Origin of the sequence: Actibacterium lipolyticum (assembly GCF_900184935.1) — a bacterium.
GTDB classification, from domain to species: Bacteria; Pseudomonadota; Alphaproteobacteria; order Rhodobacterales; family Rhodobacteraceae; genus Actibacterium_A; species Actibacterium_A lipolyticum.
In genome coordinates this window covers 940,716-966,908 of sequence record NZ_FXYE01000001.1, presented here as the reverse complement: position 1 = coordinate 966,908, position 26,193 = coordinate 940,716, and the positions used below count along the sequence as shown (strand labels likewise).

Below are 26,193 nucleotides of genomic sequence, written 5' to 3'. Positions count from 1 at the left end.
CATGTCCTTACTTGCGCAGTTTGAGGGCAAAGAGGCCCTGCGGCCGAAGCATCAGGATGCCAACCACGGTCAGAAGCGTCAGAACCTTGGCCATTGACCCCGAGAGGAAGAATTCAAGGATCGACTGGGCCTGACTGATCGAAAACGCGCTGGCGATTGTGCCCAAAAGGCTGCCCGCGCCGCCAAAGACCACGACCAGAAATGTGTCGACGATATAAAGCTGTCCGGCGGTTGGCCCGGTTGAGCCGATCATGGTGAACGCAGACCCAGCAACCCCTGCAACCCCACAGCCGATCCCAAAGGTCATGCGGTCGGTCCAGGCCGTGTTGATGCCCACAGCATCAGCCATGATGCGGTTCTGGTTGATCGCACGGACCTGTCGGCCCCAGCCCGATTTATACATCAGGATGTACAGCGCAATTGAGATGCTGACGGCCAGAACCATGACGAAAATGCCGTTGATCGGGATTTCGATCATGTCGGTCATCGGCAGCGACCCCATGATCCAATCCGGGATGGTCACGCCAACCTCGCGCGCACCGAATACCGAACGGTAAACTTGCTGCAGGATCAGGCTAAGCCCCCACGTCGCCAGCAATGTGTCCAGCGGGCGTTTGTAAAGGTGCCGTATCATCGCCCATTCAACGAACATCCCCAAAAGGCCTGACGCGATGAACGCAAGGATCATCGCGACGAAGAAATAGATGCTGAAAAGTGCCGGCAGGAAATCGGCAAAAACGTTTGACGTCAGGTAGGTCACATAAGCGCCAAGGATCATGAATTCGCCATGGGCCATGTTGATGACACCCATCTGGCCGAAGATGATCGCCAGCCCAAGCGCCATAAGAACGAAGACAGAGAACAGGATCAGCCCTGCGAACCCCTGCATGGCGAAAATCGCGCCTAACTCGCCCATCGAATAATCGGAGAACATCGCAGACCCTCCTGCTGTGGCCATATGTGGAAGAAGATGGGGGCGACCCGGGGACGCATTCGGGCCGCCCGCGAAACGCGTCGCTTATTGATAACCGTCTGGGAATGGATCGGGCTCAACAAGGTCAGCGGTTTCAAACACCACTTCGTATTGGCCATCACGCTTGGCGTGCCCAACGCGTGTCTTGGACCATAGGTGGTGGTTTTCGTGCACTTTCACATAGCCTTCGGGGGCTGTGGTCAGTTCGATGCCTGGGCTGGCTTCGCGGATTTTGTCGACGTCGAACGAGCCAGCTTTTTCCACCGCCGCTTTCCACAGCCACGGACCCAGATAGGCCGCCTGTGTCACATCGCCGATCACGATGTCATCGCCCCACATTTCCTTGAAGGCTTTGACAAAGGCCATGTTGTTTTCGTTGGTCAGGCTTTGGAAATATTTCATGCAGGCATAAGCGCCTTCGATATTTTCGCCACCGATGCCAAGGATTTCGTCTTCGGTCACCGAAATGGTCAGAAGCAGCGGCTTTTCCTTGGTCATGTCGATGCCAGCGGCCTTAAGCTGCTTGTAGAATGCCACGTTCGAACCACCCACGACGATCGCATAGATCACGTCGGGCTTCTTCAGCTTCATCTTGTTGATGACCGAATTGAACTGCGTGTGGCCCAGCGGATAGTAATCCTCGCCCACGACCTTCAGGCCCAGTTTTTCGATATGCTTGCGCGCGATCTTGTTGGATGTGCGCGGCCAGATGTAATCGGACCCCAGCAGGTAAAAGCTTTTCGCGCCTTTCGTCTGCGTGACCCAGTCGATCCCGGCGATGATCTGCTGCGTGGCTTCTTGGCCCGTGTAGATCACGTTCGGAGATTCCTCGAGCCCCTCATAGAAGGTCGGGTAATAGAGCATGCCGTTATACTGTTCGAACACAGGCAGCACGGCTTTGCGGCTGGCAGATGTCCAGCAACCCATCACCGAAGCAACCTTATCGCTGACCAACAGCTTCTTGGCTTTCTCGGCGAAGGTTGGCCAATCGGACCCGCCGTCTTCTTGAATATATTCGATCTTGCGCCCCAGAACCCCGCCTTGGGCGTTGATCTGTTCAATGGCCAGCTTTTCAGCCTGAACTGACCCGGTTTCAGAAATGGCCATTGTGCCGGTAACCGAATGCAGAATGCCGACCGTGACCGTATCATCAGTAACGGCCAGCCCGGTTGTGTTCACTGCAGCGGTCGGAAAATCCTGCGCGCGCAGCAATTTGGGCGTGAACAGCGAAGCGGTCAGCGCCGCCCCACCTGCAAGTACGGCGCGCCGGTTTACCCCATTGGCACCATTATGTTTTTCAGAATTAGACATCTCACCTCCATGTGCATTGTGTGCGTTGGAACGATTGGCAGGTCCGTTCGGGCACCTGCTTCGACGGTAAGATTTGCAGGGATTGCTGCAGTGCAGTATACGTCGAATGACGTATATGACTGCGCGTTTTTACGCCTATGATCATTTCCGAGGGATGGATGCGTCATCGCGTCTGCAACCGTGCACCTGCGCCCCAGCCAAGCTGCTGCTCAGCAAGAATTGGCGCGCTGCACGGCCGGTCCGACAGGGGTGGATATGAGCGTGCCATATAGTGCGACCAGCGAACGACGGCATTACAACCGCTGGGTCGCCAATGAAACCAAAGAAGACTTTGCATTGCGCTTTACCGCGCGACGCGCGCGGCGTTGGGGGTATGGGCAGGTGGCCAATACCGCGCTTGGGTCAATCTCGTTCCTTGCCCTAGAGGCGATCGGCGGCGCGATCACCCTTAGCTACGGGTTTGATACCGCCATCATCGCGATCATGCTGGTCGGACTTCTTCTGTTTTTGACTGGCCTTCCGATCAGCTATTACGCCGCGCGGTATGGTGTGGATATCGATCTGCTGACACGCGGTGCCGGGTTTGGCTATTTGGGATCAACCATCACCTCACTGATCTATGCGTCGTTCACGTTCATATTCTTCGCGCTTGAGGCCGCAATTCTGGCCTTTGCAATTCAGTTCTGCTTCGGCATCCCGCTTTCCATCGGATATCTGATCAGTGCGCTTGTTGTGATCCCACTGGTGATCAACGGGTTCTCAAAAATCTCTGTCTTTCAGGCGTGGAGCCAGCCGTTTTGGGTGATCCTGCACATCCTGCCCTTCGCGCTGATGGGGTTCGCGGGCATGGACACAGAACTATGGACCAGCTTTGACGGGATCGACGAACGTGGAAAAGACGGCGCCACTTTGCTGATGATCGGTGCTGCCTCTGGTGTGGTGTTTTCGCTGATTGCGCAGATTGGCGAACAGGTCGATTTCCTGCGCTTCCTGCCAGAACCCAAAACCCGCGGCGAAAAACGAAAATGGCTGGCCGCATTGGTCATGGCCGGGCCCGGCTGGTCGATCCTTGGGGTCCTAAAGATGATCGCGGGATCGTTCCTTGTGACGCTTGCACTGAATGACGCCGTTCCCGCACGGGAAGCCGCCGACCCAACACAGATGTATTTCACAGCGTTCGATCAGGTGCTGACCTCGCCCGCGCTGGTTCTATTTCTAACCGGGGCTTTCGTGATCCTGTCGCAGCTAAAGATCAACGTCACCAATGCCTATGCGGGGTCGATCGCGTGGTCGAACTTCTTTTCCCGCCTGACGCACAGCCACCCCGGGCGGGTCGTCTGGCTTGTTTTCAATGTCGCCATCGCGCTGATGCTGATGGAACTGGGCGTGTTCCATTCGATAGAGGCAATCCTGGCCCTTTATTCCCATGTCGCGCTGGCATGGATTGGGGCGCTGACCGCCGATTTGGTCATCAACAAACCGCTTGGCTTCAGCCCCCCCGGGATCGAATTTCGCCGCGCCCACCTTTACGATATCAACCCCGTCGGCATTGGGGCGATGTGCAGCGCCGTGCTGATCTCTCTGCTTGCCTATGCGGGGGTAATGGGCGACGTCGCGCACGCGCTTTCGTCATTCATCGCTTTGCTGACCGCCTTTTGCATTTCGCCCGTGATCGCGTGGCGCACTGGCGGAAAATACTACATCGCCCGCCCCGCGACGACGCCGCCGCAGGCCACGCAAGAATGTTGTGTCTGCGAATATCGTTTCGATGCCGAAGACATGACCGATTGCCCGTTTTATTCCGGCCCGATCTGTTCGCTTTGCTGCACGCTCGACAGTTCTTGCCGCGACAGCTGTAAACCCCATGCCCGGCTGGATTCCATGGTGACACGGTTGATCCGCAATCAGTTGCCCAGCACTGTCGCTGATGCGCTGATGTCGCGGCTTTCGATCTTTGCAATCGCCACCATCATTCCCGCCGGCTTTTTCGGCATCATGCTGATCGTAATCCGAAGCTACGCCGCCGCGCCCGAACTGGACGCTGTTCTGGCCGCCATCTTTGCATCAGGGCTTGTGGTGATCGGCGTTGCGGTCTGGGCGTTTATTTTGGCCGCCGAAAGCCAGCATAAAGCGCGGGATGAGGCCAGCACCCAAACCCAGCGCCTATTACGAGAGGTTCGCGCCCACAAACGCACCGACCTTGCCTTGCAAGAAGCCAAGGAAAAAGCCGAGGCCGCGAACCTTGCCAAGACCCGCTATATGGCCGGTATCAGCCACGAATTGCGTACCCCCTTAAACGCCATCTATGGGTTCGCACAAATTCTGGAAACCGATCCGCGCATTCCGTCGCATCGCAAAGATGCCGTCAGCACAATCCGCCGCAGCAGCGAACACCTTGCCGGGTTGATCGAGGGGCTTTTGGACATCTCTAAAATCGAAGCCGGCCGGATGGAGCTGTTTCGCGATCGCATCAACCTGCCCGCGTTTCTGCGTCAGGTCGCCAGCATTTTTGCCGCTGCCGCCGAAGAAAAGAACCTGTCATTCAAAATCACGACGTCCGGCAATTTGCCGGACTGGGTCTCGTTTGATGAAAAACGGCTGCGTCAGATCATCATCAACCTGCTGTCCAACGCCATCAACTATACCGAGCAAGGCGCGATCAGCCTTTCTGTGACCTATCGAAACGAAGTTGCCGTGATCGAGGTATCCGATACCGGGCGCGGCATTGACCCTGAAAAAATTGACCGCATCTGGAAGCCATTCGAACGCCTGACAAACAGCGGCACCCAAGGGTCCGGTTTGGGGCTGACGATCACCAAACTGTTGGTTGAGGTTCTGGGCGGCGAGATCACCGTAAAAAGCACGCCCGGCAAGGGCAGCACATTCAGAGTGCGCCTGATGTTGCCTTCGATCATGGATGGCGAACGCCCTGCCCGCAACCGCGAACCGACGCTAAACATCGTTGGCGTTACCGGCTATACTGGCTCGCGCAAAACCGTTCTGGTGGTGGATGACGACCGCAATCACCTGACGCTGACCGAACATTTTCTGGAGCCGCTGGGCTTTCTTGTGCTGGTCGCCAACAGCGCCGACGCCGCCCTTGATATGCTAAGCGATATCACCCCGGACATCTTCATTCTGGACATCGACATGCCGGGCCGCGACGGTTGGGAACTGGCTGAATGTCTGCGGGAACAGGGCCACCGCGCGACGCCGATCATCATGATAAGTGGGCACGCGCTGGAAGCCCGCAAACCCGATGCGCGTGGCGGGCTGTTCGATGCGTTCATCGTCAAGCCCTACAATCTGGAGGATCTGGTGTTCCGCATCGGTGAATTGCTGCGCCTTGAACTTAATCGCGAACCCTCACCCCCACGCGCCACTCAACGCCCCATCGCCGCCAAAGACATCACCGCACTTTTGGAAGATGCGCGTATCGGCCATGCGACGGGGGTCAGGCGCAAACTTGATGAACTGCGTGAAAGCACCGGCGTACCCGAACCGACCCTGTCAAAGCTGCTATCCAGATTGGATGATTTCGACATGCCCGGCATCACCCGTTTACTTGAGGAGCTTTACAAAGATGCCGCCTGACCGGACGCAAAGAAGCATCGCGCTTGTGGTCGATGACAATCCAGACACGCTCGGCTTTATCTCTTCCGCATTGGAAGAAAACGGGATGACCGTTCTGATTGCGCGCGATGGCCACGCCGCGCTTGAACTTGCAGAACGCGTACAGCCTGATGTCATTCTGATGGACGCGGTTATGCCAGTGATGGACGGATTTGAAACCTGCCGTCGGATGAAGGCAATGCCAGACCCCATCGCCGCACCGATCCTGTTCATGACCGGCCTGACCGAACCCGAGCATATTCTGAACGGCCTAAATTCGGGCGGGGTGGACTACATCACCAAACCCGTGGTCATCGAAGAACTAATCGCCCGCATCACTACGCATGTCATCAACTCTCGCCTGATCCGCAGCGCCCATGACGCGCTGGACAGTTCTGGGCGGCTGGTTCTGGCGTTTGATGCAGATGGAACCCTTGTCTGGGGATCGCCCAAGGCGTTGCAGCGACTGAACGGGGCCAACGAACCGCTGCTGGTAAACCGAAAGGCACAACCACCCTTTGCCCAGTGGTTGTCAGGGCTTCAGTCCCGCCCGCTGTCGCAAACTGGCCCGTATCAGTCTGGCGGCCTGCAACTGCATTACGCAGGCATGACCTCCGCGCAGGAAATTCTGCTGAAGATGACCGCGCAAGACGACACGAATGGTCAGACACGGCTGGCGGATTACTTCGGCCTGACCGACCGCGAGTCCGAAGTGCTTTTGTGGCTGACCAGCGGAAAGACCAACCGGGATCTTGCGGAAATACTCTCGCTCAGCTCTCGTACCGTGAACAAGCACCTTGAGCAGGTGTTTCAGAAAATGGGCGTAGACAATCGGACCTCCGCCGCCGTCATGGCAGACCGTTTCTTGCATTCGTGGTCCGGGCTTGGATAACCGCCAATTAAGGTGATCCGCCAAGATCGCGACACTGGCTCCTCCTTCAACGGGAATATCCCGTTCGCCCAGTTTTCCAATGCCAACAAGCCGTCCCGCGATAGGCCGCAGTGAAAGATATAGCCTTCGACAGCACCTGGCACTAAAACGACACTATGCCAGATAATGTCGAAAATCCGCCACACTGTGATAAATCCTCACTCCCGCACATCCGACGTCCGTTTGGGGCGGAAATCGAAACCATGGCAGAGGGCACATCGGCCTTTCTGCACGCCCAGTCGGACGCCCAACTGGCGCTTTGCGATAATGGGGTCGCACGGTTTCAGGTTGGCAACGATGCGTGGTTTGTTCCTTCAAAACATGGGATCTGGATTCCAAGCGGGCGGGATTTTCACCTAAGTGCGCAAACCACGGTTGAGATCCATCGCCTTTATGTCGACGCGCGCACCGTGCAGCGTATGAACCTGCTGCAAAAGCCGACCGTCGTGCGGGCCACCCCCCTGTTGGGCGGCATTGCGCAACGGCTCGCCTCGCAGGGAAGCATGCGCCTAACGCCCAGTGAGATACGCCGACTTGCCCATGTGGCGTTCGATGAAATCGCCCGGCTTGATCACCCCGATCTAAGGTTACCTGGCGGGCATGACCCACGGCTGACGCGTGTGATGGATCATCTTGTTCTTCACCCCCAAGAACGGCGGAGCCTTTCCGAAATCGCACAAGCGTTTGGCACCAGCGAACGAACACTTGCACGGCTTTTCAAGAAAGAGACCGGAATGACCTTCAGCGACTGGCGCCGCAGGCTTCGCTTTATGTATGCCATCGAGCAACTTGCGCAGGGCGAAACGAGTGCGGCCCTGTCCGCTGGGCTTGGCTATTCCAATCCCAGCGCGTTCATTGCCGCCTTCAGAAAGTATTTTGGTGCGCCACCATCATCATTTCGCGATCCCAAGTGAACCAAAGCCAAACACCATCATCGTGGCGTTTCTGGCCGTTCGCGTTCATCGCTAAGGTGCCAATCACCGGCAATCGTCGCACGCGCGCGCCCCGCACGTTTGGATGCATAAAGCGCGGCGTCCGCGTCATATAACATCTTCTCAATCTCAGGCGCGTCATAGCTGCTTGAGATCGTCGTTCCGATGCTTGCCGAAATTTCGCACGGGTGAGAGTTGAAGGTAATGGGCTGTTCAAGTTTCGCGATAATCCGATAAGCGATCGCGTTCAGCCTTTTTGTGTCTATCAGCCCCTCAAAAATCAAAACAAACTCGTCACCACCGGCGCGTACAATTGTGTCAGTGCTGCGGGTTTCATCGACCAAAACACGGGCGACGTGCTGAAGCACGTGGTCGCCAGCCGCGTGCCCGTAGGTGTCATTCACCTTTTTGAAGTAATCCAAATCAAGATGCATCAACGCGAAGGGCCGCCCGTCATCAATCAATTGGATAAGCTGGTGATCCATCGCGCGTCGGTTCTTCAGCCCCGTTAACGTGTCGGTAAAGGCCTGTTCTTCTGCTTCGTTCTTTGCGCCTTGCAGGCGTTGGTTCAGCTTGTGAGACTCATCCATCACCGCCGTTTTCGCTTCGACCAAGTACAACATTTCGACCGTTAGATCGGTGATCGCGAAATCGCCCACCGTCAGCCCATAATCCGCAACGGCATCGACAACCGAAATCCCAAAGGACAGATTTACCAGCGCACCGATATCGTCCCCTAAATGGATGATTAAACCCTTCAGGTCAGTCTGCGGCGGTTGGCGAAACGAAAGTTGAAGCCGTTCGCCTTCGGCCATCAGAAGCTGTTCAAGGGTGCTTACGTTGCGCGGACGGCGCGGCGCGAAAACATCAAGGAACTTACGCCCCACCATTTGTTCGGACGGGCGCATTTTTTGCAACGTCGGCCCAATCGCACGAATATCCCCAGCCGGGTCAATCATCACATGCATTGGCATAAGGCGCGCCATTGCGGCGGCTGAAAAGGTGGTCTGATCCACAGCCTTACCCCGCGCGCACGGCAAGTTCAAAACTGCGCCCAGCTGAAAAACTACTGTCCAACAGCTCTACGCGGATGGTGCCTTCGAATGCTGTCCCGCCAACATGTTCAAGCAGTGCAAGCGCGCCATAATCGTCAGCCATCGCGCGCAGCACGCCAAGCATGACGTGACTGGCACCCGGAAAATGCCATCGACAGATCAGACGAAAGGTCTGGGAGGTGTCATCAACCAACTCAAGCTCTGGAAATTCAAGGTCGGGGACCGCCAGTTTCGCCCGCCCCGGCAGATCATCAAGGGAATGAAGAAATTCAACAAAGCTTTCCCCGCCGAAGCGAAGCAATCGGCGGATCGGCTCTAACTTCGTGTGCGATACTAGGAAGGTTCCCAAATCTTCCAGAACCACCTCGCGCGGTTTGTCTAACCGGCTTGACGCGGCACTTAACAGTTCTTTTGTCAGTGCGTCGTCATAGCTTAGCATCGCTTCGAAACCATCGGGGCCAATCCCCGATGCGTCAGCCACAGCCGCCCAGATGTCTGCGCCATAGGTGTCATGCACAAAGCATTGGATCGAACGGTTTATCAAACCATGCACGGAACCGGCCCCTTATTATCAACAGGGCCAGATTAGGGACCGAGGGTTAACAACCCCCAAACGCGTTCATGGCGCGAAAAAAAGGCGCTGCCCCGCGAAATCAAGATAGTTGATGCCCGCCGATGGGGTTTCGAACTCTCCACTAAAAAGCGCGTCCAGATGTTCTGCGCCTTCGCGTGACTGAACAGCAAAGTTTCCATTCATTCGGGGGGCCACAACATAAGCATCCCCATTCGTCCGCGTGGAAAGCATGTCTGACCATAGGCGACCGTCTGATAATACGTAGAATAGAACCACCTCGGGCCCTGCGTTGTCCCGAACAAGTTCCACAACCAGCGCCAGACACTCCGGGTTTCCTGCCGGCGTTGTTCGACCACAAGCCTCGGTGGCCATCCGAAGTCTCCACTCGCCCATGGCCGACAGCACACCATCTGGCAACGCGACGTTCACAGGCAGCACCGGCAGAACCGCTTGCAACTCCTCCGCCAAGCGGCCCTGTGCTGAGATGTTCTCGGTGTCCCGCCATGAATATCGCGACGTGGTGTTTTTCACCTTCTCAATCCGTTCTGCCAAAAGGGCAGCGTCGGGGTGAACTTGCATCTCCGCAAGCTGTTCAAAACCAGCCACGCCGGCGTGGCCCCATTCACGCCCGATGGACCATAGGTCAAGTTTTTCCGCCGAAACCTTGCCTGCCTCAAACCGCGCCACTTGGTTTGCCGTGGCGATGCGCTGCGGGTTCAGCAAAGGGGTCAGCCAAGCGATGCCAACTGCCATTACAACCAACGCCATCACAACGTTGATACGGCGTATACGTTCGGCCCAATCCCTACGCAGGATCACGGCCACCGCATAGGACGCGCCATACCCAAGCACCAACGCCGCAAGGGTTGCAGCGGCAAGCCGATCAGGCGTCCAGCCATACTGATCGACCCGAAGCCAGATCGCGACGCCAGCCAATATACCCAAAGCTGGCAACACCAGCGCAAGGCCCTGTGTCAGCAACCGCATCACCCGGCCCTGAACCGCGCTTTGCCCGTCGGCATCCAGCGCAGTCGTGACCAAGGTTGTCGCCCCCATCGCCATCGCCATCAGCGTCGCCGCGGCAGAAAGCGTTCCGAACAGGTTCGACAGCCCCTTAAACGGCAAAGCCACAAGGAACACCGACACAACCACCAGCACAGCCGGAAGCAACAGCCGCAGCAGGCGCAAGATCAGGTATGGGGAAACATATTCCGAAAGCTCGTTCACCACGGCCAGTGCGACGCCCAAGACCGTGCCAACCAAGACATATGGCACGACATCGATCCGAAGCAGCTGTTGGATGAACGTCACACCAACCAACTGCAGCATGGCATCCGACAGCATCAGCACGCCCCATGCGATACCAACGAACAGCAACGCAGCCGCATAGCGGACCACAATATCCCACGAGTGGGCGAATAAGGCAGAATAGTCATCCCACCGCCCTTCCCGGATCTTGGCGATGAAAAATGGCAGCGGGGTAAAGGTCAGCAAGAAAAAGATCGGCAGCGGATGCCCGGTTTGCATAAACGCATCGACGCCCTCAAACCGCTGCCCCGCCCACGTCAGCAAAGTCGCAATGACAAGCCCCAACCCAGCAGAGGCAATCGCCGCACGTGCCGCGGGCACCGGGCCGATCAACGCAAGGCAGGCGATGAAAAAGCTGGCCGTGAAAGACGTTAGGAACAGGTATGGCCATTCGGTTCGTTCGATAAGATCGGGCAGCACATCCACAAGCCCCCAAAACGACAGGCCCGCCAATGCACCAACTGCACCCAGAATTAACCGTCCAAGGGTTGGTGAAATCTCGCGTTCGGTCATGCCTGTGCCCCTGCTGTTTTATCGCAGCTTAGGGCGAAGGGCGTGATCTCTCCAGTCTGGTTTTCCGCTGTGCGCCGATCTGTGTCAAAAGTCGGTCGGGGCGCCGCCCTGCTCTTTGCGCTTGGCGACGAAGGCTTCCAGCTCTTCGCGGATGGCTTCGTCCATCGGCGGGGGCTCAAAGCTTCCGATGATTTCCTTGAACATCCGATGTGCGCGCTCTGCGGTCCAAACGCCACCGTCCAGCGCCCAGCCTTCGTAGTTCCGCCAATCCGAAAGGAAGGGCTGATAGAAGGCGGTCGTGTAACGTTCCTGCGTGTGGTCACAGCCAAAAAAGTGGCCCTCGGCCCCAACTGATTTGATGGCGTCTAACGCGATGTCATCCGGGGTGGTTGCGGTTAGTGCAGGATCGAAATAGCGCTGAATGTGCTGAAGCACCTCGCAATCCATGATGAACTTTTCGGGGCTGGCGATCAGCCCGCCCTCTAACCAGCCAGCCGCGTGATAAACCAAATTAGTGCCCGACTGCACGGCCGACCACAGGGCGTTTGATGTTTCCCACATCGCCTGCCCGTCGGGCACGTTGGCCGCGCAAGACCCAGAGGCACGCAAGGGCAGCCCATAGAACCGCGCCATCTGACCGCTCATCTGTGTCGCCCGCATGTATTCTGGTGTTCCGAACGCTGGCGCGCCTGATTTCATATCGACGTTCGATGTAAACGTGCCGAACGCGCAAGGCGTGCCGGGGCGGATATACTGGGCCAGCGCAATGGCGCACAGCCCCTCGGCCAAGGACTGCGCCACAGCACCCGCCATCGTAACGGGGGCCATCGCACCAGCCAGCGTAAAGGGGGTCACGATCACCGCTTGCCCACGCCGCGTACAACGCATCCAGCCATCCAGCATCGGAATGTCGTGTTTTAGCGGAGAGGTGGAGTTGATGTTGGTGTACATATGCGGCTTGGCCTCGAATTCCTCTTCGCTTAGGCCACCCGCGATCCGCACCATTTCCATCACGTCTTCGACACGCTCTTTTCCAAGGGAATAGGCATGGCAGACCTTGTCGGTCAGGGTCAGCTTGTCAAAAAGCACGTCAAGGTGACGGACAGAGGCGTGAACATCCACAGGCTCCACCGGATAACCACCGGCAACATGGATGCAGTTGAAATACTGGGTCAGCTTTAACAGGTTCTGGCACTGCTCCCGTGTGCCGGGCACTTTGCCGGTTTCCAAGTCCCAATAGTTCGGCGGAGACGAGACATTGACGAACACCATGCTCTTGCCGCCGATCACCACCTCGCGGTCAGGATTGCGGGGCGTGATCGTGAAACTGGATGGGGCTTTGGCGACCATCTCCATCACGAAATCGCGGCCCATGCGAACGTTGTGCCCGTCGATGGTGCATCCTGCTTCGCGCAGAATTGCCAGCGCCTCGTCATTCAGAAACTCAATTCCGACCTCTTCAAGGATACGCATGGCACCGTCGTGAATGGCAGCGACCCCCGCATCATCCAACGGTTCCGTCGGGCGATCATTGTTCTGGGGAATATGCCACGGCATTTGCTCAATCACGCTAACCGCGTGGCGACGCGTATTGCCTGAACGCCCACCCGAGCGGCGCTTGCGTATAACCGTATCAGCCATGGCATGCCTCCTAAGATAATGACAGGAGACACCCGCAATCACGCCGCTTCCGCGATGAAAGCGACGTAATCAGGTCGTTTTTTGAGAGTCCTTAGGCGGCTTTAGCCATCAGATAGGCTGGAATGTGGCCGATATCCGGTAAAACGACATCTGCCAGATCGTCCAGATCGCTGGCCGTTGCCAAACCTGTCAGCACGCCAACCGTCCCCATCCCTGCTGCGCGACCTGCCACCAGATCATGTCGGCTGTCCCCGACCATCAGCACATGCTGAGGTGCCAAACCCATGGTATCGGCAAACGCCAACAACTGCCCCGGCCCCGGCTTCGCACCATGGCCAGAATCGCAGCCGGCAATAAAGTCGAACATGTCGGTCACGCCGACACCGTCCAGATGTGCGCGGGCTGGCCCTTCGGCGTCGTTGGTTGCAACGCCCAGCTTAAGCCCCTGTGACGCCAACAGGTTTAACAACGGCATCAATGCGGTTGCTTCGCGCATCGGCGCGTTCGCCGCCGCGGCATTCATACGCGTGATCAATGCAGCCGGCGTTGTCCCCGGCAGCAAGGGCAAAAGCTGCCCAGCAATTTCCGCAGGCGTTCCCGCGATAACCGGGCTGTCGATTTCAAACCGTTCGCCCGCGTAATCATATCCGATCGCGGCGCCCAGCTTTATGGCCTGATACTGATCGCCGCCAGACAGCTCTGCCAAGAAGCCACTTGCCCAAGCGCCCCAAGTCGCGTGGAAATCAAAAAGCGTGCCGTCTTTGTCAAAAAGTATTCCGCCAATCACTGTCATTTGAATTGTCCTCCCCGTAGCGTTAATGCGTGCAACACGGCAAGTTCGTAAGAATACGCCGCGCAAGATTGACTTGTCCGCCCTCGCGACCGAAAGTTCCCCCCGATGAACAGGACCCAAAGATACCGCCTTCACCAGTCTCTTGGCTACCACCTTTCTTTGGTCGCACGGATGCAAGAGCGGCGCCTTGATGACTGGTTGCGCCCGTTGGGGCTGACCCGGATCACGTGGTGCATCCTATTAGCTGTAGAAAATGAAGGGCTTGCGCGCCCATCAGCGATTGCCGATTTCGTCGGAATTGATCGCACGGCGACTTCTCGCGCATTGCGTCAAATGGAAGAAGCAGGCCTGATTACGCGCTGTTCTGCCTCTACGGATCGGCGCATGACCGACGTTACGCTAAGCGACAAGGGTCGCGAACTGGTCAAAGAGGGCACCCCGCTTGCCGAAGAAAACAACCGTTTGATCGCCGAAAAGCTTTCGGGCGCGGATAAGCAGCAGCTTGAACAGCTGCTCTTAAAAATGCTGAAAGGCGAAGAGCTGGCCCTGAAAAAGCTCTAGGTCCAATGCATCTGGGCCCCGCCAGGCAACGACTGGCGCGCCTGCAATGGTGCCTCATAGGAAAGCCCCGAAGCGTCGCAGAACTCCATCAGCCACGCGTCATCCATCGATAGAAAATCAAGCACGGAAATTAAGAACTCTGGCTCTGCTGCGCGGGCCTTGATGTCATCGATGGACGCGCCTGATGCGCCCATAAAAATGGGCAAAAGCTCTTCGTTTCCAACCAACCAACCAAGGGCGCCAAGCGCTAAGGTTTCGGCCTGTTCTTGCTTCATTTCAGATCCAATCCCGCTTCGTTAAAGGGTTTGTTAACACTTCTTGCCCAATACTAAACCCGAACCTAATTCCATTCACACAGGTTAGGGAGTGGCTTTAATGCCCGGTCGAATCCTCGTTGTCGATGATGTCGCGACGAACCGGATTGTTATGAAGGTACGCTTGTCTGAGGCATGTTACGACGTGCTGCAGGCAGATGGCGGTCTTGCCGCCCTAGATGTGGCCCGTCAGGAACGGCCGGACCTTATCCTCCTTGATGTGGTTATGTCCGATCTGAATGGGATAGAAGTCTGCCGCCGCCTGAAAGCCGATCCCGAAACGGCTGAAATTCCCGTCATCATGGTGACGGCTGGCCGAAACGCGGATGAAAAACTATGTGCTTTGCAGGCTGGCGCTGAAGAATTCCTCTCTAAACCGTTGGATGAGGTTACCCTGCTAGCCCGCGTTCGCAGCCTGCTGCGCGCTCGTGAAACCGCAAAAGAACTTGCCCTACGTGATGGAACCCGGCGCGCACTTGGTTTTTCCGAGGCCGCCCAAACCTATCTGCAAAAGGGAAAGGTCGCCCTTATTGCCTCTCAGAGAGAGCTGGCCGTCGAATGGAAGGCCCAGCTTAGCGGTCGGTTCAATGGTGCGATGAAGGTCATGACGCGGGCCGAAGCGTTGGCATTGCCCAACGCGGAAAAAGCCCCTGATCTTTTTGTCATATCGGTTGACGTTGACCGCAGTGATGGTGGGCTCCGCTTGTTGTCAGAACTGCGTTCCCGCGCGGCGACGCGAAATTCAGCGGTTGTTGTCGTGGTTCCCGAACGGGCACAAGATTCTGCAGCGATGGCCCTTGATCTTGGCGCCAACGATCTGGTGACTGCCCCGTTTGATCCCGCCGAAATGGCGCTGCGCCTTGAAACGCAGTTGACCCGCAAATATCAGGCAGACCGGCTGCGCGCTTCGGTCAAGGATGGGTTGCGGCTGGCTGTTACGGACCCGTTGACGGGCTTGTTCAATCGTCGCTACGCGATGCCGCATCTTGCCCGCATCGCCGAACGCGCAACCGAAACCCGCCGTCCGTTCGCGATTATGTTGCTTGATCTGGATCGGTTCAAAACGGTGAATGACCGTTTTGGCCACGCCAGTGGCGATGCGGTCTTAGAACAGGTCGCGCATATGCTGACCGGTGAACTGCGCGCCGTTGACCTTGTCGCGCGGATCGGAGGGGAGGAGTTCTTGGTCGCCCTGCCGGAAACCAGCCTAACCAAGGCCACCTCGGCGGCCGAACGGCTGCGCGAGCGGATTAACCAAACGCCTGTCACGCTTCCCGGTTCGATGGGCTCGCTTTCAGTTTCGGTCAGCATTGGGCTTGCGATCAGTGACGGGCGCGACGTCGCCATTGATGCCCTGATGGCGCGCGCTGACGCGGCCCTTTACGCTGCAAAAGCTGAGGGCAGAAACACCGTCACGGTCAGCCCCTAAACGGGGCCACCCCTACTTAGTCACGCGCCGGTTTCCGGGATTTCGGGCCGCGGCGAATAGCGTCCGTTAGCCGTTCAGCGAAGGCAACACGCTCTGCGGGTTCCATCTGCTCAATATGATCCATAAGCAACCTGCGCACCAAGACAACCTGCCCTTCGACACGCGCATGTTGCGCCCCCAAGATTGCCTCGGCAGCGGCCCTATCGAACGGTTGCGCGCGCAGTGTCACAAGCAGGCGGTCAAAGTCGCGCTTCACTTCTTTTCGATTGCTGCGCAGCTCGGGCGCCTTGCGTTTCATCGCATCGCGTAAAACCACACGGTCTTCGGCGGTCAATGCTTGCGTATATGGCCCGTACCCAATGATATCCCCGCCCGGCAACGGCGCGCTTTTCGGCGGCTTCGCATGGTTCAAGATAGATCCCGCAACCACCCCAACAACCAACAAGTTCATCGCAAGCGACGCCCCAAGCAGAGCACGCCCCCAAGTAAAACGCTTGCGCGGTTTTTGAGTATCCAGATCGCTCACGCGCCTCCCTCCATCAAAAATCCATCCATCGAGGGGATCAGATCGACAATGTCATATCCAGTATCCGAAGAGGCAAGAACCCCACCCGTGACCGTGGCCAAACCAGCAGGCGCACTATATCCGATCCAGACGCCCGCCATCGTGGCCGTCGCCAACCCCGCAAGCGCTGGCCAACCGCCGATAGCCTTCAGGAAACGCGTGACAACGCCATCCTTGACCAAAGGCGCGGGAACGATCCCAGCGCCGCTTGGCATGTTCTCGACGCTGTCCGCGAACACCCGCGCCATCAAGTCATCAGACGGCACCGGCGCGTCGTCGCGCGCCGCAGCGAAGAACAGCTCAAGCTCTTGATCTTTATCGTGCATATCAACCATCACCATACCCCAATTCTTCCCGCCGACCCGACAGTGCGGCCGTCAGCATCCGTTTGCCTCGGGCGGTCAAACTTTCCACCGCCTCAACGCTTATTTCCAGTACTTCGGCTATTTCCGGGTTCCCCAACCCTTCGATATGCCGCAGCACCACCGCCTGCCGCTGCCGTTCTGGCAGTGTTTGCAGGGCTTCTTCCAACGCCTTCGCGCGCGATGCCGCCTGAAGCTGGGCTTCTGCGCCGGGCGCATCATCCTCGGGCTCGGCGATGCTGTCTATGTCCACGCTCCGGCGCTTTCGCAACCGATCAGTGCATAGGTTCGCCACCACGCGGTAAAGCCAAGTAGAGACTTTCGCCTCGCCTTGCCGCCACTCTGGCGCGATGCGCCACAGCCGCAGCATAGCCTCTTGCGCCACATCCTCGGCTTCGGCCGGATCATTTAGTATTCTGGACGCATACCCCAACACCCGCGGCGTCAGGCGCAACGTCAACGCCCGCGAAGCCGCAGCATCGCCGTTGCCGTACAGCACCAGAAGGGTTTCGTCAGAAACCTCATTTTGCACATCAAAGGCCATATCCATCCCGAAAAAGGCCTAGCCTGTTTTACTAGAATTCACAATCGAACTGGCGGGTCGACCGCCCCTTTCACTGGGGCGACCAACGATTAAACCAACTGCCATCAATTCTGAGGAAGCGGCATGTTTTTCGGCATCCGGGCTGCCCTGTCCTGACGGGCTGCATCGAATTCCTCGCGCGAGATGGAGCCATCTCCATCTGTATCCATGCCCTTGAACATCGCGTCACCGTTTGGTGCTGCGGCGAGTTCTTCGACGCTTAGCAGACCGTCGTCATTCTGGTCTTTTTGCTCGATCATACGCTCAGCAAAGGCCTGACGCTGCTCGGCTGTCGGTGCCGCGCGATCACCAAAGCCTTTGCCTTTGCCAAATCCACGCTTATGGCCATCGGCCATTTGCCGCTTTGGCTGGCCCGTTGCCAGTTCTTCGGCCGAAATCTCGCCGTTGCCATCTGCGTCGAGGGTGGCGAAACGCTCTTTCATGCGGGCTTCGAATTCATCCGCAGTCAGAACGCCATCAGAATTGGCATCAAGCTGGTCGAACATCATCTGGCCACGCCGCCCCTGGTCGCCGCCATGCTTACCAAATGCGGAAGCCGGGCTTGCCACGGAAAGCGCAACAGCGCCAAGGGTCAGTGCGGTCAGGGTGCTCGTTAGAAACTTGCGTGTCATTCTTATATCTCCTGCTTTCAGGTCGTCGTTTGCGACGCAGGCTCATTTCCTGCGTTCTGATATAAAAACGCGCCACCTGCGCACTTCCGTCGTTTTTTGTGAAAGATTTTTGCGACATCCCGACGCAAGGCGCTTTGTCCCGCTGTTTTCTGTTGCCGCTACCATTATCCTACTAAAGTATCGATCGCGGGAAGAACCGCGGTCCAAATTGGGATTCTACAGTATGAGTAAAATGACGGATCGGCCCGTGAAGCCGGCACTGTGGCGCGGATGGCGTCGGCGCTGCCCGAATTGCGGTGCGGGCCCGATGCTGCGCGGATACTTAAAGGTACGCGACAATTGCGCCGTCTGCCACGAAGAGCTTCACCATCACCGCGCCGATGATGGCCCGGCCTATCTGACGATTTTGGTGGTTGGGCATCTGATGGCACCGCTTATTCATGTTGCGTTTACCAGCTTTCGACCGGACCCATTGGTGCTTGCATCCATCTTCACTGTTGGCTGCGTCGCACTCTCGCTCTACCTTCTTCCTAGATTGAAGGGGCTATTGGTGGCGTTACAATGGGCGAAAAGAATGCACGGCTTCGGGGCGAAGAGCTGAACAAGCCAGATAAATCAGCGCTGCGCGACGCATCGACCGTCATCATGCTAAGGGATGCCCAGACAGAGCCGAAGGTTTTGATGGGGCAACGCGGATCATCTGCCGCGTTTATGCCAGACAAATTTGTTTTTCCCGGCGGCGCAGTTGACGCGGTGGATGCAACGGTGCCGCTGTCCCCGGCCCTAAACAACGAATGCAACGCGCGCCTATGTGCGCATGCAGACCCCGCGCTTGCCCCGGCGCTTGTTGCCGCTGGTATTCGCGAGGTGTGGGAAGAAACCGGGCTGATCCTTGGCACGCCCGGCACGTGGCCTGACCCTGCCCCCAAGGGCTGGCGCGGTTTCGCGGCATCCGGCCACCTGCCCTGCCCCGAAGGGTTCCATTTCATCTTCCGGGCCATCACGCCCCCCGGTCGCCCGCGCCGCTTTGATGCGCGTTTCTTTCTGGTCGATGCCGATCAGTCCGCCAGCGATATCGATGATTTTTCCGGGGCCGAGGACGAACTGCGCCACCTCCAATGGGTGCCGCTGGACAAGGCACGCGGGTTCAACATGCCGTTCATAACCGAAGTGGTTCTGGCCGAAGTTTGGGGCCTGATCCAATCAGGCCTGCCCCCCGCAAGCGTGCCGTTTTTCAACAATCACGACGCCACGTCTGAATTTCTGCGCCTGCGCTAGGTCAACAGCACGATCATGATGATTGATACCGCGATCAACGCGATGCCACCGGTTTCGCGAAGGCTGGAACGTTCGTTAAAGACAAGCCATGTGACCAACACGGAAAACACCAGCTCTACCTGTCCAAGGGCGCGCACATAGGCCGCGTTTTGCAGCGTGAACGCCGTGAACCAGCCAAGGCTTCCCAACATGCCGGTAACCCCCACCAGCACCATTTTGCGCCAAGCCTTTAGAACGCGGGTTAATGTGCCCTGCTCTTTCAAACGCAGCCAGACTGCCATCCCAATTGCTTGCGACGTCGTGGCCACCGCCAACGAAAGTGCTGCACGCAGGAAGAATTCACCGCTTTCCAAGGAAAGGGACGCACCGCGATACCCGATTGCGGACACCCCGAAACAAGCGCCCGCCAACACCCCAAGGGCCGACGCGCGGTTCCACAAATTGCGCCCAAACGCGGCCCCTGGCGGTTGAGACAGCAGTATCACGCCAACCACCCCGACCAAAATGGCGGCAAAACCCCATAGGCTGACGGCCTCGCCCAGAATGACGGCAGAAAAGAGAGCCACCAACACCGTCTCTGTTTTGGTAAACGCGATCCCCACCGCGAAATTCCGCTCGGCAAACAAGGCGACAAGGGCGAAGGTCGCGACCACCTGAAACAGGCCCCCGGTTAGCACAAAGGCCCAAAATCGCGGCGGCATACCCGGCACAGCCTCGCCTGAACGCCAAATCAGCACCGATGCCAAGGCAACCGCCAAAGGGGCGGCAAAAAGAAACCGTGAAAACGTCGCGCCGCCGGTGCTAAGCCCCGCCCCCTGAAGCTGCTTTTGCAACATAAAGCGCACGGTCTGCACCGCAGCGGCGGCAAGGGTAACGAGGATCCAGATTTCCATGCCACCCTGATGCCACGTGCCATCCCCCCCGTCGAGCGATCGTTAGCGCCGCCAAAGAGGATGCGGCACCGGGTCTTTCGCTTTCAGGAAATAGCGCCGGAACACTTCGGCGTAAGAGCGATAAAAATACCCCTCGTTCCGCTTCAGATAACGTTCTGAGTTTCCGAAATAGAGGGCTGGCAGCCTGTACCACGGCACAGCCGGATGCATGTGATGAACAACGTGCAGGTTGTTGTTCAAAAACAAAAACGCCAAGGGGCCGCGGTCTTCGATGATCACGGTTCTTCCACGCACGCGCTCGTGGGCCTGATGTTCCAGAAACGTCCGGATCTTCAGCACCGCCAACGCGATATAAGCCGACAACAGATACGCCCACAGCGGCATTGCGCCAAACAGCCAAAGCCACAGCAGAACAAGAACGACCGCAGGAACGTGCCAAAGCCATCCGGCCAACACTCCGGGCTCTCTGGCTTTCACGGCCCGGAAATCCGCAGCCATAAACGCGATTTGGCCAACGAACGGGCCGATAAGCAAACGCCCGGCCAATGTATTGTTGAAGGCCAACACGGCCCGCCTGACGCCAGAAAGCTGATCCCACACGCCCTGATCCAAATAGTTCGACTCGGGGTCGTCATAGGGGTCGGTCAGGATTGAATCCTTGTGATGGGCCAGATGGGTGTCACGAAACCGCAAAAACGGGATGCAAAGCGTCACCCCAGGAAAGACCAATGCCTCGTTCAGGCGCTTGTTGCGGAACGGGTGGCCGTGGATAATTTCATGCGACAGCGACGAATGCAGGGCAATCGCAACGGCCGTTACGATGACCCCAAGTGTGATAGACCACATCGCGATAATCGTCGTTCCAAGTACCCACAAGCCATAGCAAACCACCAAAAGCGCCAAGGTCGGCCACTCGACCAGCCCGCGAAATTTTCTCCCGTCACTCATTACACATACCGCAGGTTTTGCGCGTATAAATCGCCAAAAAGTATTTGCTGACAGCAGGTTGCCGCACTTCCTTATATCCTTCCGAAACGGGTTTATCCGATGTGTAGTCGAACAGCCCGGGACGTCACATTCTGGAAATGATTAACATTAGTCTGCGAATGCTGTATTTAGTAACCAATGGACACAAATATCGACAAGTTGAGCCGCGCGCGCATGCTGCGCAAACGCCTGTTGGCCGCGATGGAGATGCGCTCAAAAAGCCAAAGCGCCCTTGCGCGTGAAACCGGCGTTGATCGGTCCACGATTTCTCAACTGCTAACCAGCGACGGCGCGCGTTTGCCCAATGCACATGTTGTTGGTGCCTGTGCAAGCGCCCTTGGCGTGTCGGCGGACTGGCTTCTTGGGTTAAGCGACCGTCCGGAAAGTGCCGCCGATTTGCTGGCTACAAGCTTTGCCATGACTGACGCCCAGCGCGCCCTGATCGACGAGCAGATATTTGAGTGGCATCAGGAAGCGGCCGGTTTCAAAATTCGCCACGTCCCAGCCTCGCTTCCCGACATGCTGAAAACCCGTGCGATGCTTCAGTGGGAATATGAACCGCACCTTGGGCGCACGACTGAACAAGCCATTGGCGCGTCCGAAGATCGGCTGAAATGGATGCGCGGTGCCAGGTCGGACTATGAAATCGCGATGCCACTGCACGAATTGGACAGCTTTGCGCGGGCCGAAGGGTATTATGCGGGCCTCTGTGCCGACACACGACTAGAACAGATCGACCGGCTGTTAAACTTGCATGAACAGCTGTTCCCTGCCCTGCGCCTTACATTCTTCGACGCGCGCAGGTTGTTTTCGGCACCCATCACCATCTTCGGTCCGCGTCTGGCGGTGATCTATCTTGGGCGCAACTATCTTGCGTTTCGCGATACCATCCGGGTGGAGGCGTTCACGCGGCACTTCGATGGTTTGGTGAGAGAGGCCAGCCTGTCTGACCGCGACTGGCCCGCCTATCTGCGCACCCTGCGTGCCGAGATTACTTAGCCCCCTGCCCAACAGCCCGGCCCGCGCCATCTGGCCATGGCAGCGCGGCATGGGCCTGTGCAATCTGTTCCAGCTTTTCCTTGATCGCGCCGGTGGGCAAAACGCTGCGCCGTGTCTCTAGGCTGACATGAAGCAGCATATGCTCCCCGGTTGCTAGCAGCCTGTCCCCTTCGTACATGCGGTGGAACAGGTGCATCTTCTTTCCCTTGCCAACCAAGCACTGCGTGTCGATGTGAATCTTCGCACCGGCCAGAACTTCGTCCAAATGCCGGATATGGGTTTCCACCGTAAAAAAGCTTTGCCCCGCAGCGATATAATCAGAATCGCAACCAATGAACTCCATGAACCGATCGGTCGCCTCCGCGAACGCGTGAAGATAGCGCGCTTCGGTCATGTGGCCGTTGTAATCGGTCCAATCCAATGGGACGGCGCGTTGAATGATGCGGATGGGTTTTGAAATATCCCACGCCGGCGCGGGCTGCGCCGCATCGACGATATTCAGATGCGCCCCCGCCCCCCAATCGGCCCATTTCAGCGCGCGCATCATCGCCACAAGGTTGGTATCACGTTGCCGCTCCAACTCTCGGATCGAATGCGCACCGGACTGTTCGTCAGACTGCGAGGTGATTTTTTCAATCAGTGCCTCAGACAGGTCCGGCACATCGGTCAGCTTGGTCCATGGCAATTTCAGGCACGGGCCAAACTGCGCAAGGAACTGCGCCATTCCCGCCTCTCCGCCCGCAATCCGATAGGTTTCGAAAAGACCCATCTGCGCCCAGCGCAGCCCAAAACCCATACGAATTGCCTCGTCTATCTCTGCCGTCGTGGCGATGCCGTCTTTGACCAGCCACAGCGCCTCGCGCCAGACGGCTTCCAACAGCCGGTCCGCGATATGGCCGTCAATTTCGGCGCGCACCTTCAGCGGGTACATTCCGATGCTGCGAAGGGTTTCTTCGGCCCTTTCGACAAGGTCGGGCGGGTTCGCCGGGCTTGCGACCAGCTCTACCAATGGCAACAGATAGACCGGGTTGAACGGGTGCGTCACGACGATCTGACTGCCGCGTGTCGCACCTTTTTGAAGTGTGGACGGCATAAACCCCGAGGTTGACGAACCGATGATCGCATTATCATCGCAATGGGCCTGAATTTTCTGGAACAGCGTGCGTTTCAGCTCCTGCCGCTCAGGCACGCTTTCCTGTATCCAATCGGCCCCTTTGACCGCGGATGAGATGGAGCTGCAAAAGCTCAGCGCCCCTTCGTCTGGAAGCATCCGATCAGACAGGCCCGGCATTGCGGCGCGGGCGTTTTCCAATACCTCTGTGATTTTGCGTTCTGCTTCTGGGTCGGGGTCGAATACGCGAACGTTCCAACCCATCAACAGGAAACGCGCCGCCCAGCCGCCGCCGATAACCCCGCCACCGATGATCGCTGCTGTCTTGGTCATGGTGTTAGCGGCGTCAGTTGGCGCAGGTCATAGCCGTTCCAATCCAATATCTCACGCGCGGCAGCCACGCGGTCGGATGCACCACTGGCTGTTCTGTCCATGATCCAGCCAAGCTGGTTGAAAGGGCTGCCAATCACGGCTGTGCGGTAATCTGCGTCCACCCAAAGCACCCAGAATTCCCGCTTGGGCTTACTCTGCACAAAACGGCCCGCCCCCGTGCGCGTCAGCGGAACGTTTCCCGCGCGTGCGATCTGCATGGAATAAGCATCCCCCTGCGCGCCGATTGTCACGCGGTCGCCCGCCTTGCCCATCTCTCCGTTTTCGAAGGCGGCGACGATCACCCAATCACCGGCAAAACGCGCGCCCTCCATCGCAGCCATCGAACTGATCGGGGACGCGGCATCGCGGATCACCGACGCCCCCTCTGGCCCAGAGGCACCACAGCCCGCCAACACGGCCGCACATATAACCATCCACTTCATACAGGTTCTCTTTTCTGAAGGCCAAGGCGCGCGCGCACGTCGGCCGGGCCAATCACCTTGGCGCCTAAGTTTTCGATGATCGTCACAGCACGCGCCACCAATTGCGCGTTCGTGGCGAACACTCCTTTATCAAGCATCAGGTTATCCTCTAACCCCACCCTTACGTTGCCCCCGGCCAGAACCGACGCCGCCACATAGGGCATTTGATGGCGCCCCAAGCCAAAGGCGGAAAAGGTCCAATCCGCTGGCACATTGTTAACCATCGCCATGAAGGTATTCAGGTCATCCGGCGCGCCCCACGGCACCCCCATGCACAGCTGAACCAATGCGGGGTCGTTGATTACCCCGTCTGCGACCAGTTGTTTGGCCAGCCAAAGATGGCCTGTATCAAAGGCCTCGATTTCGGGCTTCACACCAGCGTCACGCATGATGGTGGCCATCGAACGCAGCATACCTGGCGTGTTGACCATCACATAATCAGCTTCTGCAAAGTTCATCGTGCCGCAATCAAGCGTGCAAATTTCAGGGCGGCATTCAACGATATGCGCCACCCGTGCGGCCGCGCCGATCATGTCACTGCTGTCGGATTTGATCGGTAACGGAGCGTCGGTCGGCCCGAAGACGATATCGCCCCCCATACCCGCCGTCAGGTTCAACACCACGTCCACGTCTGCGTCCCGGATACGATCTGTCACCTCTCGGTATAGCGCCAGATCCCGCGACGGGGCCCCGGTTTCCGGGTCTCGCACATGGCAGTGAACCACCGCCGCGCCAGCCTTGGCCGCGTCGATTGCGCTTTGCGCGATTTCCGCTGGCGAGCGTGGCACATATGGAGACCGGTCCTGAGTTGCCCCGGCTCCGGTGACAGCGCAGGTGATAAACACCTCGCGGTTCATGTTAAGTGACATCGCGCGCCTCCTTCGTGTCAGGGGACCTTAAGGAGACGCGCGGCGCAAGCAGTATTGTTTGCTTAGTACGGCATTGGGTGCGCTTTGTGCGCCGCCTCGATTTCAGCCAATACATCGTCGTTAAGCGTTACGTCCGCAGCACCAATAACGGTGTCCAGCTGTTTCAGCGATGTTGCGCCAATGATCGGGACCACTGGGAAACGGCGCGACAAGACAAAGGCAATCGCCATCTGAACTGGGTCCAGCCCGTGTTCGTTCGCAATGCGCAGATAGGCCGAAACGGCCTCCCAGACGCGCGGGGAAATCCGCCCGCCCAATGTCGGGTTCACCGCACGGCGCGTCCCTTCGGGGGTCACATCGCCCGCGTACTTGCCGCTTAGCAACCCGGTCGCAAGTGGGGAATATGCCAACAGCGTCACGTCTTCGTTCACGCCAAGCTCTGCCAGATCGGTGTCGTATAGGCGGCACAGCAGAGAATATTCGTTCTGAATGGCCTGAACCCGTGGCGCACCTTTGGCTTCGGCCAGTCGCAACCACTGTGCCGTCCCCCACGCGCTTTCATTTGAAAGCCCGAATTCGCGGATTTTACCCGCCTTAACCAGATCCTGAAGCGCATCCAGCGCCTCTTCCATGTGGTCGATGGTTTCGGCGCGGTTTTGTTTGGATGGGTCGTACGCCCAGTTTTTGCGGAAATGATAAGAGCCGCGATTAGGCCAATGGAATTGATACAGGTCGATCACATCGGTCTTTAGCCGGCTGAGCGACCCCTCGACGGCTTCGTTGATCGATGCACGGTTAATGAGCCCCGCATCGCGGCGTGTTTGCAGCCCTTCACCTGTGATCTTTGAAGCAAGTACAACCTCGTCCCGGCGCCCGGTCTTTTCGAACCACGCGCCAATGATTTCTTCGGTACGGCCCGCGGTTTCCGCTTTAACCGGGTTCACCGGATACATCTCTGCGGTGTCGATGAAATTCACGCCGCGATCCAACGCCATGTCGATCTGCGCATGACCTTCGTCCAGCGTATTCTGCGAACCCCATGTCATAGAGCCGAGGCAAATCTCTGTAACTTCGATATTACTTTGGCCAAGTTTCGTCTTACGCATTCTCTGC

At 57.8% G+C, this 26,193-nt stretch carries 26 protein-coding genes; 8 read left to right on the top strand and 18 right to left on the bottom strand.

Annotated elements, in window-relative coordinates; translation table 11 throughout:
• Positions 1–7: 7 nt before the first annotated feature.
• Together urtB and urtA are read right to left on the bottom strand one after the other, a co-directional pair.
• Positions 8–934 carry an urea ABC transporter permease subunit UrtB gene (gene urtB, locus COL8621_RS04810; RefSeq protein WP_093966160.1) on the bottom strand — a complete coding sequence of 309 codons (927 nt, stop codon included), beginning with the start codon at positions 932–934 and terminating at the stop codon, positions 8–10.
• 84 nt (positions 935–1,018) lie between these two features.
• The gene (urtA, locus tag COL8621_RS04805; RefSeq protein WP_093966159.1) at positions 1,019–2,284 is read right to left on the bottom strand and encodes an urea ABC transporter substrate-binding protein; all 1,266 of its coding nucleotides are present in this window, start codon (positions 2,282–2,284) and stop codon (positions 1,019–1,021) included.
• A gap of 255 nt (positions 2,285–2,539) precedes the next feature.
• Between urtA and COL8621_RS04800 the strand changes: the two genes are divergently transcribed.
• The 3 genes from COL8621_RS04800 to COL8621_RS04790 all read left to right on the top strand — a co-directional run bounded on the left by COL8621_RS04800 (position 2,540) and on the right by COL8621_RS04790 (position 7,741).
• Positions 2,540–5,878, top strand: a complete 3,339-nt coding sequence (locus COL8621_RS04800) for a hybrid sensor histidine kinase/response regulator (protein ID WP_093966158.1) — start codon at positions 2,540–2,542, stop codon at positions 5,876–5,878.
• A complete protein-coding gene (locus COL8621_RS04795) occupies positions 5,868–6,788 on the top strand; it encodes a response regulator transcription factor (protein ID WP_093966157.1) in 921 nt (306 codons plus the stop codon). The genes COL8621_RS04800 and COL8621_RS04795 overlap by 11 nt, the downstream gene beginning before the upstream one ends.
• 242 nt (positions 6,789–7,030) lie before the next feature.
• Positions 7,031–7,741 carry an AraC family transcriptional regulator gene (locus tag COL8621_RS04790; RefSeq protein WP_176438432.1) on the top strand — a complete coding sequence of 237 codons (711 nt, stop codon included), beginning with the start codon at positions 7,031–7,033 and terminating at the stop codon, positions 7,739–7,741.
• A gap of 17 nt (positions 7,742–7,758) precedes the next feature.
• On the opposite strand, the gene COL8621_RS04785 is transcribed toward COL8621_RS04790, so the two are convergent.
• From COL8621_RS04785 to COL8621_RS04765, 5 genes are all read right to left on the bottom strand, one after another.
• Entirely contained in the window at positions 7,759–8,775 is a 1,017-nt protein-coding gene (locus COL8621_RS04785; RefSeq protein WP_370804561.1) for a diguanylate cyclase domain-containing protein, read from the bottom strand.
• A 4-nt stretch (positions 8,776–8,779) separates the two neighbouring features.
• The gene (locus tag COL8621_RS04780; RefSeq protein WP_093966155.1) at positions 8,780–9,367 is read right to left on the bottom strand and encodes a heme NO-binding domain-containing protein; all 588 of its coding nucleotides are present in this window, start codon (positions 9,365–9,367) and stop codon (positions 8,780–8,782) included.
• A gap of 66 nt (positions 9,368–9,433) precedes the next feature.
• Complete coding sequence (locus tag COL8621_RS04775; protein WP_093966154.1) at positions 9,434–11,209, bottom strand: DUF4153 domain-containing protein; 1,776 nt, start codon at positions 11,207–11,209, stop codon at positions 9,434–9,436.
• A gap of 84 nt (positions 11,210–11,293) precedes the next feature.
• Positions 11,294–12,850 carry a trimethylamine methyltransferase family protein gene (locus COL8621_RS04770; protein ID WP_093966153.1) on the bottom strand — a complete coding sequence of 519 codons (1,557 nt, stop codon included), beginning with the start codon at positions 12,848–12,850 and terminating at the stop codon, positions 11,294–11,296.
• Between the two features lie 91 nt (positions 12,851–12,941).
• On the bottom strand, positions 12,942–13,643 hold the full coding sequence (locus COL8621_RS04765; RefSeq protein WP_093966152.1) for an HAD family hydrolase: 702 nt from the start codon (positions 13,641–13,643) through the stop codon (positions 12,942–12,944).
• 105 nt (positions 13,644–13,748) lie between these two features.
• On the opposite strand from COL8621_RS04765, the gene COL8621_RS04760 reads away from it, so the two are divergent.
• Positions 13,749–14,204 (top strand): MarR family winged helix-turn-helix transcriptional regulator, encoded by a 456-nt coding sequence (locus COL8621_RS04760; protein ID WP_093966151.1) that lies wholly within the window; start codon positions 13,749–13,751, stop codon positions 14,202–14,204.
• Here COL8621_RS04760 and COL8621_RS04755 read toward each other — a convergent pair.
• Positions 14,201–14,479, bottom strand: coding sequence for a DUF3572 domain-containing protein (locus tag COL8621_RS04755; protein ID WP_093966150.1), 279 nt, complete (start codon positions 14,477–14,479; stop codon positions 14,201–14,203). The two genes, COL8621_RS04760 and COL8621_RS04755, sit on opposite strands and share 4 nt — an antisense overlap.
• 100 nt (positions 14,480–14,579) lie before the next feature.
• On the opposite strand from COL8621_RS04755, the gene COL8621_RS04750 reads away from it, so the two are divergent.
• Positions 14,580–15,947 carry a diguanylate cyclase gene (locus COL8621_RS04750; protein ID WP_093966149.1) on the top strand — a complete coding sequence of 456 codons (1,368 nt, stop codon included), beginning with the start codon at positions 14,580–14,582 and terminating at the stop codon, positions 15,945–15,947.
• A 16-nt stretch (positions 15,948–15,963) separates the two neighbouring features.
• On the opposite strand, the gene COL8621_RS04745 is transcribed toward COL8621_RS04750, so the two are convergent.
• From COL8621_RS04745 to COL8621_RS04730, 4 genes are all read right to left on the bottom strand, one after another.
• Positions 15,964–16,473 carry a periplasmic heavy metal sensor gene (locus COL8621_RS04745; RefSeq protein ID WP_093966148.1) on the bottom strand — a complete coding sequence of 170 codons (510 nt, stop codon included), beginning with the start codon at positions 16,471–16,473 and terminating at the stop codon, positions 15,964–15,966.
• Positions 16,470–16,838, bottom strand: a complete 369-nt coding sequence (locus COL8621_RS04740; RefSeq protein ID WP_176438431.1) for a dihydroorotate dehydrogenase — start codon at positions 16,836–16,838, stop codon at positions 16,470–16,472. The genes COL8621_RS04745 and COL8621_RS04740 overlap by 4 nt, the downstream gene beginning before the upstream one ends.
• Position 16,839: 1 nt before the next feature.
• Entirely contained in the window at positions 16,840–17,424 is a 585-nt protein-coding gene (locus COL8621_RS04735) for an RNA polymerase sigma factor (RefSeq protein ID WP_093966146.1), read from the bottom strand.
• Positions 17,425–17,522: 98 nt separating this feature from the next.
• Positions 17,523–18,089, bottom strand: coding sequence for an EF-hand domain-containing protein (locus COL8621_RS04730; protein ID WP_093966145.1), 567 nt, complete (start codon positions 18,087–18,089; stop codon positions 17,523–17,525).
• Between the two features lie 223 nt (positions 18,090–18,312).
• Here COL8621_RS04730 and COL8621_RS04725 point away from each other — a divergent pair, with 223 nt between their 5' ends.
• Together COL8621_RS04725 and COL8621_RS04720 are read left to right on the top strand one after the other, a co-directional pair.
• Positions 18,313–18,690 (top strand): DUF983 domain-containing protein, encoded by a 378-nt coding sequence (locus tag COL8621_RS04725; protein ID WP_093966144.1) that lies wholly within the window; start codon positions 18,313–18,315, stop codon positions 18,688–18,690.
• Positions 18,651–19,367, top strand: coding sequence for an NUDIX hydrolase (locus COL8621_RS04720; protein WP_093966143.1), 717 nt, complete (start codon positions 18,651–18,653; stop codon positions 19,365–19,367). The genes COL8621_RS04725 and COL8621_RS04720 overlap by 40 nt, the downstream gene beginning before the upstream one ends.
• Here COL8621_RS04720 and COL8621_RS04715 read toward each other — a convergent pair.
• Positions 19,364–20,260 carry a DMT family transporter gene (locus COL8621_RS04715; RefSeq protein WP_093966142.1) on the bottom strand — a complete coding sequence of 299 codons (897 nt, stop codon included), beginning with the start codon at positions 20,258–20,260 and terminating at the stop codon, positions 19,364–19,366. The genes COL8621_RS04720 and COL8621_RS04715 overlap by 4 nt on opposite strands.
• Positions 20,261–20,302: 42 nt before the next feature.
• Positions 20,303–21,208 carry a fatty acid desaturase gene (locus tag COL8621_RS04710; RefSeq protein WP_093966141.1) on the bottom strand — a complete coding sequence of 302 codons (906 nt, stop codon included), beginning with the start codon at positions 21,206–21,208 and terminating at the stop codon, positions 20,303–20,305.
• 177 nt (positions 21,209–21,385) lie between these two features.
• Between COL8621_RS04710 and COL8621_RS04705 the strand changes: the two genes are divergently transcribed.
• Complete coding sequence (locus COL8621_RS04705; protein ID WP_093966140.1) at positions 21,386–22,246, top strand: helix-turn-helix domain-containing protein; 861 nt, start codon at positions 21,386–21,388, stop codon at positions 22,244–22,246.
• On the opposite strand, the gene COL8621_RS04700 is transcribed toward COL8621_RS04705, so the two are convergent.
• The 4 genes from COL8621_RS04700 to COL8621_RS04685 all read right to left on the bottom strand — a co-directional run bounded on the left by COL8621_RS04700 (position 22,239) and on the right by COL8621_RS04685 (position 26,186).
• Entirely contained in the window at positions 22,239–23,690 is a 1,452-nt protein-coding gene (locus COL8621_RS04700) for a carnitine 3-dehydrogenase (RefSeq protein ID WP_093966139.1), read from the bottom strand. The two genes, COL8621_RS04705 and COL8621_RS04700, sit on opposite strands and share 8 nt — an antisense overlap.
• Complete coding sequence (locus tag COL8621_RS04695; RefSeq protein WP_093966138.1) at positions 23,687–24,172, bottom strand: lipocalin family protein; 486 nt, start codon at positions 24,170–24,172, stop codon at positions 23,687–23,689. The genes COL8621_RS04700 and COL8621_RS04695 overlap by 4 nt, the downstream gene beginning before the upstream one ends.
• The gene (bcoG, locus tag COL8621_RS04690; RefSeq protein ID WP_093966137.1) at positions 24,169–25,080 is read right to left on the bottom strand and encodes a 3-dehydrocarnitine:acetyl-CoA trimethylamine transferase BcoG; all 912 of its coding nucleotides are present in this window, start codon (positions 25,078–25,080) and stop codon (positions 24,169–24,171) included. The genes COL8621_RS04695 and bcoG overlap by 4 nt, the downstream gene beginning before the upstream one ends.
• Positions 25,081–25,142: 62 nt before the next feature.
• Positions 25,143–26,186, bottom strand: coding sequence for an aldo/keto reductase (locus tag COL8621_RS04685; RefSeq protein WP_093966136.1), 1,044 nt, complete (start codon positions 26,184–26,186; stop codon positions 25,143–25,145).
• Between the last annotated feature and the right edge of the window lie 7 nt (positions 26,187–26,193).

What these genes read in the sequence shown, in the direction of transcription:
- COL8621_RS04770 (WP_093966153.1), bottom strand. Translation starts at nt 12,850, where the DNA reads ATGGCTGATACGGTTATACGCAAGCGCCGCTCGGGTGGGCGTTCAGGC.
- COL8621_RS04720 (WP_093966143.1), top strand. Translation starts at nt 18,651, where the DNA reads ATGGGCGAAAAGAATGCACGGCTTCGGGGCGAAGAGCTGAACAAGCCA.
- COL8621_RS04700 (WP_093966139.1), bottom strand. Translation starts at nt 23,690, where the DNA reads ATGACCAAGACAGCAGCGATCATCGGTGGCGGGGTTATCGGCGGCGGC.
- COL8621_RS04795 (WP_093966157.1), top strand. Translation starts at nt 5,868, where the DNA reads ATGCCGCCTGACCGGACGCAAAGAAGCATCGCGCTTGTGGTCGATGAC.
- COL8621_RS04685 (WP_093966136.1), bottom strand. Translation starts at nt 26,186, where the DNA reads ATGCGTAAGACGAAACTTGGCCAAAGTAATATCGAAGTTACAGAGATT.
- COL8621_RS04765 (WP_093966152.1), bottom strand. Translation starts at nt 13,643, where the DNA reads ATGACAGTGATTGGCGGAATACTTTTTGACAAAGACGGCACGCTTTTT.
- COL8621_RS04715 (WP_093966142.1), bottom strand. Translation starts at nt 20,260, where the DNA reads ATGGAAATCTGGATCCTCGTTACCCTTGCCGCCGCTGCGGTGCAGACC.
- COL8621_RS04695 (WP_093966138.1), bottom strand. Translation starts at nt 24,172, where the DNA reads ATGAAGTGGATGGTTATATGTGCGGCCGTGTTGGCGGGCTGTGGTGCC.
- COL8621_RS04725 (WP_093966144.1), top strand. Translation starts at nt 18,313, where the DNA reads ATGAGTAAAATGACGGATCGGCCCGTGAAGCCGGCACTGTGGCGCGGA.
- COL8621_RS04800 (WP_093966158.1), top strand. Translation starts at nt 2,540, where the DNA reads ATGAGCGTGCCATATAGTGCGACCAGCGAACGACGGCATTACAACCGC.
- COL8621_RS04740 (WP_176438431.1), bottom strand. Translation starts at nt 16,838, where the DNA reads ATGCACGATAAAGATCAAGAGCTTGAGCTGTTCTTCGCTGCGGCGCGC.
- COL8621_RS04755 (WP_093966150.1), bottom strand. Translation starts at nt 14,479, where the DNA reads ATGAAGCAAGAACAGGCCGAAACCTTAGCGCTTGGCGCCCTTGGTTGG.
- COL8621_RS04760 (WP_093966151.1), top strand. Translation starts at nt 13,749, where the DNA reads ATGAACAGGACCCAAAGATACCGCCTTCACCAGTCTCTTGGCTACCAC.
- COL8621_RS04710 (WP_093966141.1), bottom strand. Translation starts at nt 21,208, where the DNA reads ATGAGTGACGGGAGAAAATTTCGCGGGCTGGTCGAGTGGCCGACCTTG.
- urtB (WP_093966160.1), bottom strand. Translation starts at nt 934, where the DNA reads ATGTTCTCCGATTATTCGATGGGCGAGTTAGGCGCGATTTTCGCCATG.
- COL8621_RS04775 (WP_093966154.1), bottom strand. Translation starts at nt 11,209, where the DNA reads ATGACCGAACGCGAGATTTCACCAACCCTTGGACGGTTAATTCTGGGT.
- bcoG (WP_093966137.1), bottom strand. Translation starts at nt 25,080, where the DNA reads ATGTCACTTAACATGAACCGCGAGGTGTTTATCACCTGCGCTGTCACC.
- COL8621_RS04750 (WP_093966149.1), top strand. Translation starts at nt 14,580, where the DNA reads ATGCCCGGTCGAATCCTCGTTGTCGATGATGTCGCGACGAACCGGATT.
- COL8621_RS04705 (WP_093966140.1), top strand. Translation starts at nt 21,386, where the DNA reads ATGGACACAAATATCGACAAGTTGAGCCGCGCGCGCATGCTGCGCAAA.
- COL8621_RS04730 (WP_093966145.1), bottom strand. Translation starts at nt 18,089, where the DNA reads ATGACACGCAAGTTTCTAACGAGCACCCTGACCGCACTGACCCTTGGC.
- COL8621_RS04735 (WP_093966146.1), bottom strand. Translation starts at nt 17,424, where the DNA reads ATGGATATGGCCTTTGATGTGCAAAATGAGGTTTCTGACGAAACCCTT.
- COL8621_RS04790 (WP_176438432.1), top strand. Translation starts at nt 7,031, where the DNA reads ATGGCAGAGGGCACATCGGCCTTTCTGCACGCCCAGTCGGACGCCCAA.
- urtA (WP_093966159.1), bottom strand. Translation starts at nt 2,284, where the DNA reads ATGTCTAATTCTGAAAAACATAATGGTGCCAATGGGGTAAACCGGCGC.